The sequence below is a fragment of the Streptomyces sp. genome, assembly GCF_036566765.1.
In the GTDB taxonomy this organism is placed as follows: domain Bacteria; phylum Actinomycetota; class Actinomycetes; order Streptomycetales; family Streptomycetaceae; genus Streptomyces.
The window spans coordinates 20,896-37,903 of the sequence record NZ_DATCVQ010000192.1 but is presented as its reverse complement, the minus strand read 5'-3'; the positions used below and the strand labels follow the sequence as shown (position 1 = coordinate 37,903).

17 protein-coding genes are annotated in these 17,008 nt (G+C 72.4%); 4 read left to right on the top strand and 13 right to left on the bottom strand.

The window, feature by feature from the left end; genetic code table 11:
- On the bottom strand, positions 1-996 hold a 996-nt coding region (locus VIU94_RS10790), incomplete at its 3' end, for a serine/threonine-protein kinase (protein WP_331910087.1).
- A gap of 74 nt (positions 997-1,070) precedes the next feature.
- Positions 1,071-1,679 (bottom strand): phosphoribosylanthranilate isomerase, encoded by a 609-nt coding sequence (locus VIU94_RS10785; protein ID WP_331910085.1) that lies wholly within the window; start codon positions 1,677-1,679, stop codon positions 1,071-1,073.
- Positions 1,680-1,759: 80 nt separating this feature from the next.
- On the opposite strand from VIU94_RS10785, the gene VIU94_RS10780 reads away from it, so the two are divergent.
- Positions 1,760-2,356, top strand: coding sequence for a flavin reductase family protein (locus VIU94_RS10780; protein WP_331910083.1), 597 nt, complete (start codon positions 1,760-1,762; stop codon positions 2,354-2,356).
- Here VIU94_RS10780 and VIU94_RS10775 read toward each other — a convergent pair whose 3' ends face one another.
- Positions 2,357-2,962 carry a TetR/AcrR family transcriptional regulator gene (locus tag VIU94_RS10775; RefSeq protein ID WP_331910081.1) on the bottom strand — a complete coding sequence of 202 codons (606 nt, stop codon included), beginning with the start codon at positions 2,960-2,962 and terminating at the stop codon, positions 2,357-2,359.
- A 66-nt stretch (positions 2,963-3,028) separates the two neighbouring features.
- On the opposite strand from VIU94_RS10775, the gene VIU94_RS10770 reads away from it, so the two are divergent.
- Entirely contained in the window at positions 3,029-3,460 is a 432-nt protein-coding gene (locus tag VIU94_RS10770) for a DUF6463 family protein (protein WP_331910079.1), read from the top strand.
- Positions 3,461-3,566: 106 nt separating this feature from the next.
- On the opposite strand, the gene VIU94_RS10765 is transcribed toward VIU94_RS10770, so the two are convergent.
- Together VIU94_RS10765 and VIU94_RS10760 are read right to left on the bottom strand one after the other, a co-directional pair.
- Positions 3,567-4,484 (bottom strand): hypothetical protein, encoded by a 918-nt coding sequence (locus tag VIU94_RS10765; RefSeq protein WP_331910077.1) that lies wholly within the window; start codon positions 4,482-4,484, stop codon positions 3,567-3,569.
- Positions 4,485-4,545: 61 nt separating this feature from the next.
- Positions 4,546-5,847 (bottom strand): MFS transporter, encoded by a 1,302-nt coding sequence (locus tag VIU94_RS10760; RefSeq protein ID WP_331910075.1) that lies wholly within the window; start codon positions 5,845-5,847, stop codon positions 4,546-4,548.
- Between the two features lie 109 nt (positions 5,848-5,956).
- On the opposite strand from VIU94_RS10760, the gene VIU94_RS10755 reads away from it, so the two are divergent.
- A complete protein-coding gene (locus VIU94_RS10755) occupies positions 5,957-6,964 on the top strand; it encodes a GlxA family transcriptional regulator (protein ID WP_331910073.1) in 1,008 nt (335 codons plus the stop codon).
- A 7-nt stretch (positions 6,965-6,971) separates the two neighbouring features.
- On the opposite strand, the gene VIU94_RS10750 is transcribed toward VIU94_RS10755, so the two are convergent.
- From VIU94_RS10750 to VIU94_RS10735, 4 genes are all read right to left on the bottom strand, one after another.
- Positions 6,972-8,366 carry an FAD-binding oxidoreductase gene (locus VIU94_RS10750; protein WP_331910071.1) on the bottom strand — a complete coding sequence of 465 codons (1,395 nt, stop codon included), beginning with the start codon at positions 8,364-8,366 and terminating at the stop codon, positions 6,972-6,974.
- Positions 8,367-8,460: 94 nt separating this feature from the next.
- Positions 8,461-9,510 carry a Zn-dependent alcohol dehydrogenase gene (locus tag VIU94_RS10745; protein ID WP_331910069.1) on the bottom strand — a complete coding sequence of 350 codons (1,050 nt, stop codon included), beginning with the start codon at positions 9,508-9,510 and terminating at the stop codon, positions 8,461-8,463.
- Positions 9,507-10,649: an acyl-CoA dehydrogenase family protein gene (locus tag VIU94_RS10740; protein ID WP_331910067.1), complete on the bottom strand. Its 1,143-nt coding sequence runs from the start codon at positions 10,647-10,649 to the stop codon at positions 9,507-9,509. Before VIU94_RS10740 ends, VIU94_RS10745 begins: the two co-directional genes overlap by 4 nt.
- 21 nt (positions 10,650-10,670) lie before the next feature.
- Positions 10,671-11,585: an SDR family oxidoreductase gene (locus tag VIU94_RS10735; RefSeq protein WP_331910065.1), complete on the bottom strand. Its 915-nt coding sequence runs from the start codon at positions 11,583-11,585 to the stop codon at positions 10,671-10,673.
- Between the two features lie 97 nt (positions 11,586-11,682).
- Here VIU94_RS10735 and VIU94_RS10730 point away from each other — a divergent pair, with 97 nt between their 5' ends.
- On the top strand, positions 11,683-12,630 hold the full coding sequence (locus VIU94_RS10730) for a cyclase family protein (RefSeq protein ID WP_331910063.1): 948 nt from the start codon (positions 11,683-11,685) through the stop codon (positions 12,628-12,630).
- Positions 12,631-12,896: 266 nt separating this feature from the next.
- Here the strand turns inward: VIU94_RS10730 and VIU94_RS10725 are convergent, their stop codons facing one another.
- From VIU94_RS10725 to VIU94_RS10710, 4 genes are all read right to left on the bottom strand, one after another.
- Positions 12,897-13,379 (bottom strand): ATP-binding protein, encoded by a 483-nt coding sequence (locus tag VIU94_RS10725; RefSeq protein WP_331910061.1) that lies wholly within the window; start codon positions 13,377-13,379, stop codon positions 12,897-12,899.
- Between the two features lie 401 nt (positions 13,380-13,780).
- Positions 13,781-14,671: an acyl-CoA dehydrogenase family protein gene (locus VIU94_RS10720; protein WP_331910059.1), complete on the bottom strand. Its 891-nt coding sequence runs from the start codon at positions 14,669-14,671 to the stop codon at positions 13,781-13,783.
- Between the two features lie 6 nt (positions 14,672-14,677).
- Complete coding sequence (locus tag VIU94_RS10715) at positions 14,678-15,811, bottom strand: acyl-CoA dehydrogenase family protein (RefSeq protein ID WP_331910057.1); 1,134 nt, start codon at positions 15,809-15,811, stop codon at positions 14,678-14,680.
- A complete protein-coding gene (locus VIU94_RS10710; protein WP_331910055.1) occupies positions 15,811-17,001 on the bottom strand; it encodes an amidohydrolase family protein in 1,191 nt (396 codons plus the stop codon). Before VIU94_RS10710 ends, VIU94_RS10715 begins: the two co-directional genes overlap by 1 nt.
- Positions 17,002-17,008 lie beyond the last annotated feature (7 nt).

Below are 17,008 nucleotides of genomic sequence, written 5' to 3'. Positions count from 1 at the left end.
CGGCGCGTACGCGGGCGGCGGCGGCACCGCGGCCGCCGCTGTGGCGGCCTTGGCCAGCCCGACGCGCGGGTCCGGGGCGGCCGCAGGCGTCGGCTCCGCCGGGGCGTAGTCCAGCAACTGGGCCGCGTGCCGCCCGAGTTGCGCGAGCACCGCCCCCGGCAGCCACTCCTCCGCCCGGTCCGTCGTCGTGCGCTCGGCGACCTGCTGCGGGGTGGGCCGCTGGGCGGGGTCCTTGTGCAGGCATTCCCGTACGAGACCGACCAGCGACTCCGGTACGCCGGTCAGGTCCGGCTCCTCCTCGGCGATCCGGAAGAGGTGGGCGTTCAGACCGGTGTCGGTGGCGCCGAAGAGGAGGCGTCCGGTGGCCGCGTACACCAGCACGGCGCCCAGGCAGAAGACATCGCTGGCGGGGGTGAGTTCGAGGCCGCGGACCTGTTCCGGCGACATGAAGCCGGGCGAGCCGATCAGCATGCCGGTGCGGGTGTGCAGGCTGTCGCCGGCGAGGCTGTCCATCGCCCGCGCGATGCCGAAGTCGATGACGCGCGGGCCGTCGACGGTGACCAGGACGTTCGACGGCTTCAGGTCGCGGTGGATCAGCCCCGCGTCGTGCACGGCCCGCAGGGCCAGGGCGAGGCGGTTGGCGAGGGTGCTCACGGAGTGCTCGGGCAGCGGCCCGAAGTCCTTGGCGACCACCGTGGTCAGGTCCGGCCCCGGGATGTACTGGGTCGCCACCCAGGGCACGGCGGCCTCCGGGTCGGCGTCGAGCACCGCCGCCGTCCAGTCGCCGCCCACCCGCCGGGCGGCGGCCACTTCGCGGGCGAAGCGTCTGCGGAACTCGGGGTTCTCGGCGTGTTCGGCCTGGACGACCTTCACGGCCACGGTGCGGCCGCCCTCGGAACGCCCCAGATAGACCAGGCCCATGCCGCCCGCGCCCAGCCGAGCGATGAGACGGTAGGCGCCGATATGGGTGGGGTCTTGGCCGGTCAACTGATCCACAGGGGAAAGGTAGTCCAACTCCCCAAAGTGGCGCGGGCAATTGAAGAAAGCCCCGATCACCCCGGAGACAGGCCCTAGACCTCCGCGCGGGCCGCCGCCAAGAAGGCCCGGATCAGATCCGGGTCCTTCACGCCGCGGCTCGACTCGATCCCGCTGGACACGTCCACGCCCCAGGGGCGGGCCGCACGGATCGCCGCGCCGACGTTCCGCGGGGTGAGGCCGCCGGCCAGGAGCCAGCGGACGTCCGGTCCGGGGAGCCGCTTGCCGGTGAGGTCCCAGGTCTCGCCCGCGCCGGGGACCGGGGCGTCGAGCAGCAGGACGTCCTCGCCGCGCTCCCCGTGCCCGGGGGCCTCGTCACGCACGGACGCGGCGCGGATCAGGGTCCGGCCGGCGGGCAGGAAGGCGCGTACGGCCTCGAAGTACGCGAGGTCCTCGTGGCCGTGCAGCTGGACAGCGCGTACGCCGGTGGCCTCGACCAGGGCGCGTACGTCGTCCAGCGGCTGGTCGCGGAAGACGCCGACGGTCAGGATCCCGTCCGGCACGCGCGCGGCGAGACGGGCCGCGGTGTCGGCGTCGACGCGGCGCGGGCTCTCGGCGAAGACGAACCCGATGGCGTCGGCACCGGCCTCGACGGCGACGTCGACGTCGCGCTCGGTGCGCAGCCCACAGACTTTGACGAACATGCGCGCCACTCTACGCAGGGCTTTCCGGCCCTCCGCGGGGCTTCCCATCTGATGACCCGTCAGTTTCAATGGGTGATGTGATGGGACACGCTGGGATGGCGGCCACCGCCGTCCGATACCTCCGGTCGGTCGGGGCCCCGACGGGCGTCGAGACGCTGCCGCGCCCGGAACTGCGCGCCGTGCGGGACGACGAGCGCGCGCCCGTCGACCCGGCCGAGTTCCGCCGCGTCCTCGGGAACTTCGCGAGCGGGGTGACGATCATCGCGGCGCGGGACGAGGACGGACCGGCGGGCTTCGCCTGCCAGTCCTTCGCCTCGCTCTCCCTCGACCCGCCGCTCGTCGCGTTCATGGTCGCCCGTACGTCGACGACCTGGCCGCGGATCGCCCGCGCGGGCACGTTCTGCGTGAACGTGCTCGGCGCGGAGCAGGGCGAGCTGTGCCGGGCGTTCGCGGTGAGCGGCGCGGACAAGTTCGCCGGCGTCGACCACGCCCCCGCCCCGGTCACGGGCGCGCCCCGGCTCGCGGGCGCGCCCGCCTGGATCGACTGCACGATCCGCACCGTCCACACCGGCGGCGACCACCTGATCGTCGTCGGCACGGTCGAGGCCCTCGGCGCGGAGGCCGAGGGCGCGCCGCTCCTGTTCCACCGCGGCCGCTTCGGCCGCTTCACGGTCTAGCTAGGAGGCGGCGAGCGCGGCGAGCGCCGCCGCCACGGGCGGGACGAGGGCGGCGACCAGCTCCCGCGACGCCCCGGCCTCGGCCCGGCCCAGCAGGAACACGCAGGCGAAGACCGGCCCGGCCAGCAGGGCGTGGGCGAGTTCGACGTCCGGGAGGCCAGCCAGCTCACCGCGTACGACGGCCCGTTCGAGCAGCGCGCGGATGCCCGCCTGCTCGCGGGCGAGGAAGGTGCGCCGGAACCGGTCCGCGAGGGCGGCGTCCGCGTCCATCTCGACGAGGATCGCGGGCAGCACGGCGCGCGGCGCGGGCGCGGCGGTGCTCGCGACGATCTCCCCCAGGAGCACGGCCAGGTCACCCGCGAGCGAGCCGGTGTCCCGGGACGGGGGCAGCGTCAGATCGTGCACGACCGCCGCGAAGGCCATCTCCTGCTTCGTCTCGAAGCGCCGGTAGATGGCCGCCTTGCCGACGCCGGCGCGGGCCGCGACCGCGTCCACCGTCAGCCCCGCGTACCCGCGCTCCGCCAGCAGCTCGCGCGTCGCCGCGACGACCGCCTCGCCGATCCGGGCGTCACGGGGCCGCCCCAGCCGTTGCTCTCCGTCTCGCATGGCGCCATGATACGGAACCGGCAGTTACGAAACTATGAGTTTCGTTAAGCACGGCTGGGGGAAGCGATGACGACGAACACCACGGGAAGCACCACGGGAAACACGCCGAGCAACACCACGCGCTGGGCGGGCCGCATCCTGGCCTTCCTGGGCGCGGCCCACCTGCTGATCAACGGCCTCCTGATCCGGGACCGGATGCCCGAGTGGCTGGACGGAGCCCTGGTCGCCCTGCCGGCCGACCGGCTCCACGCGCTGCCGCCGGCGCTCGGCGCGTTCTGGGCCGTACCGGGCAGCTTCGGCCTGCCGCTGCTGTTGCTGGGCCTCCTGGTGGCCCGCCTCGCGCGGACGGGCATACCGGTACCGGCCTACGTCGGTTGGGGGCTCGCGGCCTGGGCGGTGGTGACCGGCCTCATCCTGCTGCCGTCGCCCTTCCCGCTGGCCCTGATCCCGGCGGCGATGCTCATCGCGGCGGCCCGGAGGGCCGATCCGATGCGATGAGTCCGGTACGGTGGCCGGCCCTCCTCGACGTCCTGCGGACCGCGCTTTCCGTCTCACCCGACGAGCGGCCAGGCGCGCTTCAACTCGCCGGACAGCTGCGGGGCACTTAGGACCGGCGCTCCAGCACGGACAGGTTCCAGGCGTCCGGGTCGCCGATGTAGTAGTACAGCTTCGGCCGCTCCGGGCTCCCCATCACGGACCAGGCCGGGAGCTCGCACGCGCCCGCCGACACCTCCACCTCCTGGTCCCACGGGTTCTCGCCCGGGTCGTACGTCCACCTGCCGACACCGGAGCAGTGGTGCAGCTCGGGGTGGCTGAAGTCTTCGAAGTCGTACGTCGCGACGCCGGCCAGCGTCGCCGTGCCGTCCGGCGCGAGGGTGAGCGTGCCGCCCTCGTCGTCGGACCACGTCCCCGCGACCCGCTCCGCGGACAGCTGCGGCGGCCGGTACTCCTCGATGATCCCGGTGTACAGGCCCCCGCCCAGCAGCGTGAAGGTCGTGACGACGGCGAGCGTCCCGTACAGCGTCACCCACCCGAACATCGCGCCCCCGGTGACGGCGCGCCGGTCCGGGAGCAGCAGCCGGCGGGCGACCAGCGCGGGGGCTGCGAGCGCCGCCGTGGCCGCGAGCCACGCCCCCAGCGCCCCCAGCGGACCGGCCTCCACGACCAGCGCCCCGCCGAAGACCGGTACGACGACGACCCCGGCCGCCACCGCCGGCGCCCACCACCAGTCCGCCCGCCCGGTGACCAGGCGGCCCAGCCAACCCGCCGCCACGAGCAGCGGCATCACGGCGCCGACGGACACCAGCGCCCCGACGACCGCCCCGACCACCGCGAGCACGGGCACGAGCAGCACCAGGAAGAAGGCGTTCATCGCGTTGTAGCCCGCGCCGGGGCTCTCCTGGGTCCAGCCGAACACCACCAGCGCCATCATGCCGATCACGGCCTCGACGAACAGCACGGACATCGACGCCGTCAGCACCGCGCCGAACCGGCCCTGCACCGCCTTGAATTCTGAACGCATTCAAATCCCCTCCCGCCCCGCATCCTCCTCCACGCGGGACGGGCCGCCACCACCGGGTCCCCTAGGGCCTCGCCCCGGCCCCCCGACGCCGGATCACCAGCGCCATCAGCGCCGCCGCCGCGCACAGCGCGCCGGAGGCGTACCAGACCACGTCGTACGAGCCGAACGCGTCCCGCGCCACGCCGCCCGCGAAGGCGACGACGGCCGCGCCGACCTGGTGGGAGGCGAGGACCCAGCCGAAGACGATCGCGCTGTCCTCGCCGTAGTGCTCGCGGCACAGGGCGATCGTCGGCGGCACGGTGGCCACCCAGTCCAGGCCGTAGAACACGATGAAGAAGACCATCGGCGGGTGAACCGACGGCGCCAGCAGCATCGGCAGGAAGAGCAGCGAGACGCCGCGCAGCGCGTAGTACACGGCGAGCAGCCGGCGCGCGTCGAAGCGGTCGGTGAACCAGCCGGACGCGATCGTGCCGACGACGTCGAACACGCCGATCACGGCGAGCAGCGAGGCGGCCGCCGTGATGGGCATGCCGTGGTCGTGCGCGGCGGGCACGAAGTGCGTCTGGACCAGGCCGTTCGTCGACGCGCCGCAGATCGCGAACGTGCCGGCGAGCAGCCAGAACGGCCCGGTCCGCACGGCCTTCAGGAGGACCGCGACCGTACGGCGAGCCGCACCCTGCACCGGCGGCGGCTTCGGGACGAACTCCTTCGCGCCGTACGGGGCGAGCCCCACGTCAGCCGGGTGGTCGCGCAGCAGCAGCCAGACGAACGGGACGACGGCGAGGGCGGCGAGCGCGACGGTGACGGCGGCCGGACGCCAGTGGTGCTCCTGCACGATCCAGGACAGCAGCGGCAGGAAGATCAGCTGGCCGGAGGCGGCCGCGGCGGTCAGGATGCCGGTGACCAGACCGCGGCGCTCGGTGAACCAGCGGTTGGTGACCGTCGCGGCGAAGGCCAGCGCCATCGAGCCGGTGCCGAGGCCGACGAGCAGGCCCCAGCAGAGCAGCAGCTGCCAGGCCGCCGTCATCCACACGGTGAGCCCGGAGCCGACGGCGATGATCGTGAGCGCGACGGCGACGACCTTCCGGATGCCGTACTTGTCCATCAGCGCGGCGGCGAACGGCGCGGTGAGCCCGTACAGCGCGAGGTTGATGGAGACGGCGAGCCCGATCGTGCCGCGCGACCAGCCGAACTCCTGGTGCAGCGGGTCGATCAGGAGACTCGGCAGGGAGCGGAAGGCGGCCGCGCCGATGATCGTGACGAACGCGACCGCCGCGACGAACCAGGCGCGGTGGACGCGACGGCTTCGGGCGGGGGGACGGATCGGGGCGGAGGTCTCGGGGGTCTCGGTTGTCTGTGCCACGTCATGAGCATGGCGGCGCTTCGGCCTGTCTACCATTGGCCCGAGTGCCAGCTTTAACATGGATCGGGCCACGGACCGGGCCCGACATCCACCGAGGAGGGAACGCGCCATGCCGCAGCTCGCGCAGCAGGAGCCCCGGCCGTACCGGCCGCACCGCGTCGCCGTCCTCGCGCTGCACGGACTGCTGCCCTTCGAACTCGGCATCCCGCACCGCATCTTCGGCCGCGCCAAGGACGCCGCGGGCCGGCCCCTGTACGAGATCGTCACCTGCGCCCCGGTCGCCGGCCGGGTCCGGACGGACGCGGACTTCGCCGTCGACGTGGAGCACGGCCCGGAGGCGCTGGCGACGGCGGACACGGTCGTCGTCCCGGCGTCCTGGGAGCTGGGGCCGGTCTACGAGGAGGGCAGGCTGACCGACGAGCTCGCCGCGGCGCTCGCGCACATCCGGCCCGGCGCCCGCCTGGTCTCGATCTGCACCGGCGGGTACGTGCTGGCCGCCGCCGGCTACCTCGACGGTCGCCGGGCCACCACGCACTGGGCCTCCGCGGAACACTTCCAGCGGCTGTTCCCGGCGGTCGAGGTCGACGCGGACGTCCTGTTCGTCGACGACGGGGACGTGCTGACCTCGGCGGGCGTCGCGGCCGGCCTCGACCTGTGCCTGCACATCGTCCGCAAGGACCACGGCACGGCCGTCGCGAACGAGGTGGCCCGCCGGACGGTCGTCCCGCCGCACCGGGACGGCGGCCAGGCCCAGTACATCGCCCGCCCCGTCCCCGAGGCGGGCGCCGCCACCACCACGAGCGCCCGGGCGTGGGCGCTGGCGCATCTGCACGAGCCGATCCAACTGCGCGACCTGGCGGTGCGCGAGGCGATGAGCGTCCGGACCTTCACCCGCCGCTTCCGCGAGGAGGTCGGCGTCAGCCCGGGCCAGTGGCTCACCCAGCAGCGCGTGGAGCGGGCCCGTCACCTGCTGGAGTCGACGGACCTCCCGGTCGACCAGGTCGCCCGGGACGCCGGCTTCGGCACCCCCCAGTCCCTGCGGGTCCACCTCCAGACGGCCATCGGCGTCACCCCGACCGCGTACCGCCGCACGTTCCGCACGGCATCCCCGGCCTGACGCCCGACTACTCGGCCGCAGGCAGGATGTCCTGCGTCGCGCGGAAGAAGTTGTCCGGATCGTACGTGCGCTTGATCCGCGCGAGCCGGTCGTAGTGGCCGCGGTACGTGGCCCGGACCCGCTCCTGCCCTTCGTCCGCGCCGATGAAGTTCACGTACGCGCCGCCCATCGACTGCGGGTGCAGCGCGTCCCAGTAGTCCACGGCCCACCGCTTCACGGCGTCCGCGTCCGCGGGCTCGGGGCCGATCCCGCCGATCACCCCGGACCAGGTCGCGTCCCGGTACGCCCAGGCCGTGTCGTCCGCGCCGACGTCGTGCGCCGCGCCGTCGACGGGGTACAGGTGCATCGTCGACAGGTCGGTGGGGATGCTGTCGAGGAACGAGGCGTGCACGTCGACCGACTCGTCGGTGATCCGGTCGAAGAAGTCGCCGCGCCAGTACCACTGCAACCCCTTCGGGATCAGTTGGTCGAACATGGCCTGCAGCGCCGGGTAGGGGATGGGCGTCGCGAAGTGGAAGGCCGGCGGGGCCGGCTCGTTCACCGCGGCGAACACCTCGGTCAACCGGTCCTCGTCCGGGTTCTCGCCGGTGTAGCACCACACCACGCCGCACATCTTCTGCCCCCACAGCTCCTCCGGGAACGGCGGCGCCGGGGCGATGACGAGGGTGGCGAAGAAGCCGTTGAGGTCGCGCGGCGCCGCGGGCAGGAACTCCCGGTACCAGCGCGCCACCTCACCGATGTGCTCCGGCGCCCACACCGTCACGGCGAGGCCGACGGTGTCCACCGGATGCAGCCGGTACGTGAACGAGGTCACCACCCCGAAGTTCCCGCCGCCCCCGCGCAGCGCCCAGAACAGCTCGGGGTGCTCCTCCTGCGACGCCTTGACGAACGAGCCGTCGGCGAGAACCACGTCCGCGGCCAGCAGGTTGTCCACGGTCAGGCCGTACGCGCGGGTCAGATGGCCGTGACCGCCGCCGAGGGTCAGCCCGCCCACGCCGGTGGTCGACATGATCCCGGCGGGGGTCGCCAGGCCGAAGCCGTGCGCCTCGTGGTCGAGGTCGCCGAGCTGCGAGCCGCCGCCCACCAGGGCGGTCCGGGCCGCCGGGTCGACGTGGACCCAGCGCAGTCCGACGGACAGGTCGAGCGTGAGGCCGCCCTCGACCAGGCCGAGGCCGGCCCCGCTGTGGCCGCCGCCCATGACCCCGAACGGCACCCCGTTCTCGCGGGCGAACCGCACGGTCGTCCAGACGTCCGACGTGTCGGCGGCCTGCACGATCGCGGCCGGACGTTTGTCCACCATCGCGTTGTAGATCGAGCGGGCCTCGTCGTAGCCCTCGTCCTGCGGTCCGATGACCTCGCCGCGCAGCGCCTCGCGCAGGGTGTCCAGTGCCGTGCCGTCCATGGGAACTCCTCGATCGGACCTGGAAAACAGGCTCGATCGTCCCCGGCCGCGCTACACACCCAGTCTCCCCCCGCGCACGCCGCGCCGCACGCCGTCAGAAGGTGAGCACCCCGCGCGCGACCCGGCCGTGGTGGGCGTCGTCGGCGGCCTTGGCGAAGTCCTCCACCTGGTAGGTCTCGGTGACGAGTTCGTCGAGCAGCAGCCGCCCCTGGAGATACAGGTCGGCGTACAGGGCGAGGTCGCGCTGCGGCCGGGAGGAGCCGTACCGGCAGCCGAGGATCGACTTGTCCAGGAACATCGCGGCGGGCAGGAACGTCGCCTCGGCGGTCGGCCGGGTCATGCCGAGCAGGATCGCCTGGCCGTGCCGGTCGAGCAGGTCGATCGCCTGCCGGACGAGCCCGGTGTGGCCGACGCACTCGAAGACGTGGTCGGCGCCGGTCGGCAGGACGTCCCGTACGGCGTCGGCGGAGGGGAGGAAGTGCGTCGCGCCGAACTGCCGGGCGACCTCCTCCTTCGCCGGGTTGGTGTCGACGGCGACGATCGTGGAGGCGGCGGCCAGCCGCGCGCCCTGCAGGACGTTGAGGCCGATCCCGCCGGTGCCGATGACGACGACGGTGTCGCCGCGGTCGACCTTCGCGCGGTTGAGTACGGCGCCGACGCCGGTGAGGACGCCGCAGCCCATCAACGCGGCGGAGGTCAGCGGGATCTCGGCGGGGATCTTCACGGCCTGGACGGCCTTGACGATCGTCCGCTCCGCGAACGCCGAGTTGGAGGCGAACTGGAAGAGCGGCTTCCCGCCCCGGGAGAACGGCTGCCCGGGCATGCCGATCGCCTTGCGGCACATCGTCGGCCGGCCCCGGTCGCAGTCGGCGCACGCGCCGCAGCTCGCGAGGGTCGACAGGGCGACGTGGTCGCCGGGCGCGACGTGCGTGACGCCCGCGCCGACGGCCTCGACGACCCCCGCGCCCTCGTGGCCGAGGACGACCGGCGCGGGGAACGGGATGGTCCCGTCGATCACGGACAGGTCGCTGTGGCACAGCCCCGCGGCGGCGATCGCCACCAGCACCTCGCCGGGGCCGGGGTCGCGTATCTCCAGGTCGTCGACGACCTGGGCCTGCGTGCCGTCGAACACGACGCCTCTCATAGGGTCTCCTTCGCTTCCCTCGGCAGGCCGAGCACCCGCTCGGCGATGATGTTGCGCTGGATCTCGTCGGAGCCGCCGTAGATGGTGTCGGCCCGGCTGAAGAGGAACATCCGCTGCTGTTCGTCGAGTTCGTACGCGCCGGTCCACGCGACCGGCCCCGTGGTCGCGGCCGCGCCGCGCACCTCCATGGCGAGCTCCCCGAGCCGCCGGTGCCAGCCGCCCCACAGCAGCTTGGCGACGCTGGGCGCGCCGGGGTCGTCGGTACGGCCCAGTGTGCGCAAGGCGTTCCACCGCATGACGCGCAGCTCGGCCCACTGCCGCACGAGCCGATCGGCGAGAACGGGATCACGCAAGGCGCCGTTGCTCAGGGCGCTCCGGACAACGTCCTCCAACTCACCGGCGAACCCGATCTGCTGGACGAGCGTGGACACCCCGCGCTCCAGGGCGAGCAGCCCCATGGCGACCCGCCAGCCGCCGCCCTCACCGCCCACGAGGTCGCGGCCGTGGGCGACGGCCCCGTCGAAGAACACCTCGTTGAACTCACTCGTCCCCGACATCTGCCGAATGGGCCGCACTTCGATCCGCCCGGGCTGATCCATGGCGACGAGCAGGAAGGACAGTCCCTGATGCCGCACGGACCCTTCCTCGGTCCGAGCGAGAACAAAGCACCAGTCGGCATCGAGCGCGAGCGAGGTCCAAATCTTCTGCCCGCTGACGCGATAGACGTCTCCGTCCCGCACGGCCCGGGTACGCACCCCGGCAAGATCGGACCCGGCCCCGGGCTCGGAGTACCCCTGGCACCACAACTCCTCGCCCCGCGCGATCCCAGGCAGAAACCGCCGCCGCTGTTCGTCGGTCCCGTGAGCAAGCAGCGTAGGCGCGAGCAGGTTCTCCCCGATGTGCCCAAGCCGCGCGGGCGCACCGACCCGCGCATACTCCTCGGCCCAGACGACCTGCTGGGTGAGCGAGGCGCACCGATTCCCATACGCCGGGTCCCCCCACCCGATCCCGACCCACCCACCTGCCCCGAGCTCCCGCTCCCACCGGCGCGGATCCCCGACCGGCGCGGGATGCGCGACAAGCCACTCCCGAGCCTCCCCCCGAAACACCTCGTCCTCGGGCCCGAATGCGAAGTCCACGTCAGCCTCCCGGCCGTCCGGTCACCCGTTGGGGCGGTCGCCGGAGGCAGCCGCCTTCGCCATGTCCTCCAGCATCGTCAGAAGCGGCATCGGGTCCACCCCCACCGTCCCCGGCAGGAAGTCCGCGATCCGTTCCGGCGTCCACCCGCCCGACTCCGCGTACCCGGCCCGCAGTTCCCTCGGCTGCGCCCAGACCGCGATCTTCGGGCCGGCGATCGTGTAGACCTGCCCCGTGATCCGTTCCGCCCGAGCCCGCTCCGAGAGCAGGTAGACGACGAGCGCCGCCACATCCTCCGGCTCGCCGATCTCCTTCAGCTCCATCGGCACGTTCGCCGACATCCGCGTCCGCGCCACCGGCGCGACCGCGTTCGCCGTCACCCCGTACTTGTGCAGGCCGAGCGCCGCGCTGCGGACCAGCGAGATGATCCCGCCCTTCGCCGCCGAGTAGTTCGCCTGCGCCACGGACCCCTGATGGTTCCCGCTGGTGAAGCCGATCAGCGCGCCGCCGCCCTGCTTGCGCATGACCGCCGACGCGGCCCGGAAGACGGTGAAGGTGCCCTTCAGGTGGGTGGCCACCACCGGGTCCCACTCCTCCTCCGACATGTTGAACAGCATCCGCTCGCGCAGGATCCCGGCCACGCACACGACGCCGTCGATCCGCCCGTACTCCGCGAGCGCCGTGTCGACGACCCGCTGCCCGCCCGCCATGGTCGAGATGTCGTCGGCGACCGCGACGGCCGAACCGCCGGCCTCCTCGATCTCCTTGACGACGCCGAGCGCCACGTCGGACGTCGGCTCACCGCCCTCGATCGACACCCCGTAGTCGTTGACGACGACCTTCGCGCCCTCGGCCGCGCAGGCCAGGGCCACCGCACGCCCGATCCCCCGCCCCGCTCCCGTGACGGCGACGACCTTGCCTGCCAAGAAGTTCCCCACGCCCGGCCCCTTCCCGAGGTTTCTGACGGTCCGTTAGATTCGCACTCCTGGATTCTATGGCCCGTCAGACACCGGAAAACAAGACCCCGGAGGCCCGATGTCCCACCCGGACGCCAACGACGCACTCCCCGCCGAGTTCCACGACATCGCCAAACGCGTCAACAACTGGGGCCGCTGGGGCGCGGACGACGAGATCGGCACACTGAACCTGATCACCGACGAGGCCGTACGCAACGCGGCCCGCACCGTCCGCTCCGGCCTGCGCGTCCCCCTCGCCCTGGACCTGAAGCAGGACGGCGTGCAGACCGGCATGATCCCCGGCCGCGTCAACCCGCTGCATGTCATGGTGCAGATCAACCAGGAGCTCTTCGGCCCCGGCACCGTCGCCACCAGCGACGACGCCGTCACCTTCGGACTCCAGGCGGCCACCCACTGGGACGCCCTCACCCACGTCTCGCACTCCGGCCGGATCTACAACGGCCGCCCCGCCGGCTCCATCACCCCGCACGGCCGCTCCGAGTTCAGCGGCATCCACACCGCCCGGCACGTCGTCGGCCGCGGCGTCCTGCTCGACGTGGCCGCAGCGAAGGGCCTCGACCGACTGCCCGGCGACCACGCGGTGACACCGGAGGACCTCGACGAGGCCGCCGAGTTCGGCGGGGTCACGGTCGGGGCCGGCGACATCGTGCTCGTACGGACCGGGCAGGTGCAGACGTACCTCGCCGGGGACAAGCACGGGTACGCGTACCCCTCCCCCGGCCTCTCGATCCGCACCCCGGAGTGGTTCCACGCCCACGACGTCGCCGCCGTCGCGAACGACACCCTGACCTTCGAGATCTTCCCGCCGGAGAGAGAGAACCTGTGGCTGCCCGTGCACGCGCTCGACCTGGTCGAGATGGGGATGCTGCAGGGCCAGAACTGGAATCTCGAAAAGTTGTCCACAGCCTGTGCACAAGAACGGAGGTATGCGTTCCTGATCTCCGCGATGCCCGAGCCCTTCGTCGGCGGCACAGGAAGCCCGGTCGCACCGGTCGCGATCCTGTGAGTGCCCTGTGAGTGCCCCGGTGAGTGTCCGGTGAGCTTCCGGGTGGCGGCGACGCCCATGCGCGCCCCGAGCACGGCGAGCGCAGCGAATGGGGGTCCCCCCGCGTGCGGAGCACTGCGGGGGAACGGCCGCCACCCCGCCACGACCCGCACTCGTCGAGGGCGGCCTGCACGGACGCGTCCCTCGTCGTCCCCTCGCGACGAATCGCTCACCCCAGGGTGATCACCCGGGCACGACCCGTCAACCGGTTACGGAGGATTTACCCGTTACGCGTGATACGTGACGACGCTGCCGGCGTCGATCCCGTCGTACCCGCTCGACTCGCGCACGCCGGCGCATTTCATCGGCGCGCTGCGATCGACCTCGCACCAGATCTGCTTGCCGGCGCCCTCGGGCTGCCAGCCCCACCGGTCGGCCAGCCCGTCGACCAGCTCCAGGCCGCGACCGTTGGTGTCCTCGCCGCCCGCGTGCCGCGGCCGCGGCGGGCAGTCGCTGGTGTCGGCGACCTCCACCCGCACCGTCCCGGCCTCGGTCGCGCCCGCCCCGAAGAGCATCCGCAGCACGGCCGGACAGCCCGTGTGCACCACGGCGTTGGTCACCAGCTCGGAGATCAGCAGCACCAGCGTCTCGGCCAGCGGCTCGTCATCCCCTATGCCCGAACCGGCGAGCCTCGAACGGGCCCAGCGCCGGGCGCGTCCCACCTCAGCCGGGTCCGGCCCGACCTCCAACTGAACCTGAAGCACCTGCACCGCTCACACCATCCGAACCGGCGGACACATCGCCTCGCGCCTCACAGACAACGGCGTCATCACGGAACGTGATTCCCTTGTGAGACAGCATGGTTGACGTACAGTCACCGCAACAAGCGCTTCGGGCATATTCCAGCGCGAAGGAGTACGCGTGGTGCATACTGTGCGACGCACGCTGCGGGGAGTCGAACAGGAGGGCGCAGAACGCCTCCACGGGCCGCGAGCGGCGGGCATTCCCGGGAGCGATGCCGCCGCTGGGGCGACACCGGCGGGTACCGGGCTGAGAACCACTCGCATCCCACGGAGCGTACCGGAGGGCAGGCACGACTCCGGCCCGTGACGGCCCCTCCTAAGGACACAACCCGATATCGACGCTGTGTGAGCGCGGAGGCGGGTTCCGGTCACAAGGCAGCCGCCACCGTCTCCTCGGCGACGGCCGCCGACATCCACCGCTCCCCGCGCACCCAGGCCCGCTTCAGATGCAGATGCACGTCGGCCTCCCAGGTGAACCCCATGCCGCCATGCACCTGCAGACAGTCCCGAGCACAGGCGACGGCCGCCTCATCGGCAAGCAGCTTGGCCCCCGCGATCTCGACGGGATCGCGGGTGACAGCAGCGGCATACACAGCAGCCCGAGCCACCTCGGTCCGCACCAGCATCCCCGCACACAGATGCTTGACAGCCTGGAAGGATCCAATGGCCGCCCCGAACTGCGTACGCGACTTGGCATGGGCAACAGCCATCTCGGCAGTGGCGCCGGCACTACCGACCTGCTCAGCAGCAGAAAGAAGCCCCGCCACTTCCGTTGTGAGCAGCGGTTCCGCCGCCCCCGCACCCCCCGTTGTGGGCAACGGCACCCGATGCAACGGCGTCAGCGGATCGACCGACCGCACCGGCACGGCCCCGCCGACGTCACCGGTGACCACATCCGCCTCGTCCAGCCACTCCACCAGCCCCCCGTCCACGGCCGTCACCACGACCTCCCCCTCCGCCGCCCCCGGCACAACCCCCGCCGCCAAGTGCGTGGCCACAAGCGGTCCCGGCAACAAAACCCGCCCCGCCTCCTCAAAGACGAGCACCGCCTCCGGCAGCCCCAGCCCCACACCCCCCTCCGCCTCAGGAAGCCGCAGCGCGAAGAACCCCGCCGCCCCCAGCTCCCGCCAAAGCCCCCGATCCAGCGCCCCGTCCCCCTCCACCGCCGCCCGCAGCGCATCCCGCGGGAACCGCCGCGCGAGCAACTCCCGTACCCCCGCCCGCAGCGCCCTCTGATCCTCCGTGAGCCGGAAGTCCATCGCCGGTCACCGCCCCTTCGGCAAGCCGAGTATCCGCTCGGCGACGATGTTCCGCTGGATCTGCGACGTGCCCGCCGCGATCGTGTACGACAGCGAGGACAGCCGGTCCAGATTCCACTCCCGGCCCAGGTCCAGCGCGTCCGGCCCAAGGACCGCCGCGGCCGCGTCGTACAGCTCCTGCCGCGCATGCGAGTACCGCAGCTTGAACACGGACCCGCCCACCCCCGGCACCCCGCCGCTCGCCTCCGCCTCGCTGACGTTCCACTGGGTGAGCCGCCACAGCGCGCCGAACTCGGCGCCCAGCCGCCCGAGCCGGCGACGGATCACGGGGTCGTCCCAGGCCCCGTTCTCCCGCGCCGCGCGGGCCAGTTCGCCGAGGACCCGGCGGCAGGCGACGACCTCGCCCACAAAGGCCGTCCCGCGCTCGAACGACAGGGTCACCATGGTGACCCGCCAGCCGTCGTTCTCCGCCCCGACCCGGTTGCCGACCGGCACCCGCACCTCGTCGAGGAACATCTCCGCGAACTCGGTGGAGCCGGCCAGCGTCCGCAGCGGCCGGACCGTGATGCCCGGGCTGGACATCGGCATCGCGAGCCAGCTGATCCCCCGGTGCTTCGGCGCGTCCGGATCCGTCCGCACGAGCAGTTCGCACCAGTCGGCGACCTCGGCGTGCGAGGTCCAGATCTTGGAGCCGCTCACCACGTAGCAGTCGCCGTCCCGGACCGCCCGGGTGCGCAGCGCGGCGAGGTCCGAGCCGGCGTCGGGCTCACTGAAGCCCTGGCACCACACCTCGTCGCCGCGCAGCACGCCCGGCAGCCAGCGCTCCTTCTGCTCCGGCGTTCCCTCCGCGGCGATCGTCGGCCCGGCGTGCAGCAGTCCGACGAAGTTCGCGCCGACGTACGGGGCCCCGGCCCGCTCGGTCTCCTCCAGGAAGATCAGCCGCTGGGTGGGGGACGCGTCCCAATGCACGTCCGCGTACCCGGCGTCGTACAGCATCCGCTGCCAGCCGGTGTCGTACGCGCGGCGGGCCGGCCAGTCGAGCGGGTCGGGCCGCGGTGGCAGTTTGGGCAGGGCGGCGGCGAGCCAGTCGCGCAGCCGGGCCCGGAACTCCTCCTCCTCGGGGGTGTACGTGAGGTCCATCAGTCGAGGTCCAGGCCCAGCATCCGGATGGCGTTGCCGCGCATGAGCTTGTAGATCGTCTCGTCGTCGAGTCCCTTGACGTGGTCGAGGGCGACCTCCTTGGTGTGCGGGAAGGTCGAGTCGACGTGCGGGTAGTCGGTCTCGAAGGTGGCGTTGTCGCGGCCGACGACGTCGAGCGAGGCGATGCCGTGCTTGTCGCGGAAGAAGCAGCAGAAGATCTGCCGGTAGTAGTACGTGGACGGCGGCTCGGGGATCAGGTCGCGGACGCCGCCCCAGGCGCGGTGCTCCTCCCACACGTCGTCGGCGCGTTCGAGGGCGTACGGGATCCAGCCCATCTGGCCCTCGCTGTACGCGAGCTTGAGGCGCGGGAACTTCACCAGGACGCCGCTGAAGAGGAAGTCCATCATCGAGGCCATCGCGTTGTTGAAGCTCAGCGAGGCCTGGACGGCGGGCGGCGCGTCCGGGGACGCGGCCGGCATCTGCGAGGACGACCCGATGTGCATGTTCACGACGGTGCCGGTCTCCTGGCACACGGCGAAGAACGGGTCCCAGTACCCGGAGTGGATCGACGGCAGCCCCAGATGGGTGGGGATCTCCGAGAAGGTGACCGCCCGCACCCCCCGCGCCGCGTTGCGCCGGATCTCCGCCACCGCCAGGTCGATGTCCCAGAGCGGGATGATGCAGAGCGGGATGAGCCGGCCGCCGCTGTCGCCGCACCATTCCTCGACCATCCAGTCGTTGTAGGCGCGGACGCAGGCGAGGGCGACCTCCTTGTCGTGCGCCTCGGCGAAGGTCTGGCCGCAGAAGCGCGGGAAGGTCGGGAAGCAGAGCGAGGCCTCGACGTGGTTGAGGTCCATGTCGGCGAGGCGCGCCTTGGGGTCCCAGCAGCCCCGGCGCATCTCCTCCCGGGTGATGCCCTCCAGGGTCATGTCGTCGCGGTCGAAGCCGACGGCGGCGATGTTGCGTTTGTACGGGAACTTGAGGTCCTCGTAGATCCACCAGTCGGTGGGCGGCCCGTCGGGGTCCATGGTGATCTGGTACTTCCCGGCGACGTAGGCGAGCTCGCCGATGCCGGCGGTGAGCGGCTTGGGTCCGCGGTCCCGGTACTTGGCGGGCAGCCAGGTCTCGAAGAGATGGGCCGGTTCGATCACGTGGTCGTCGACGCTGACGATCCGCGGCAGTTCGGTCATGGGACGC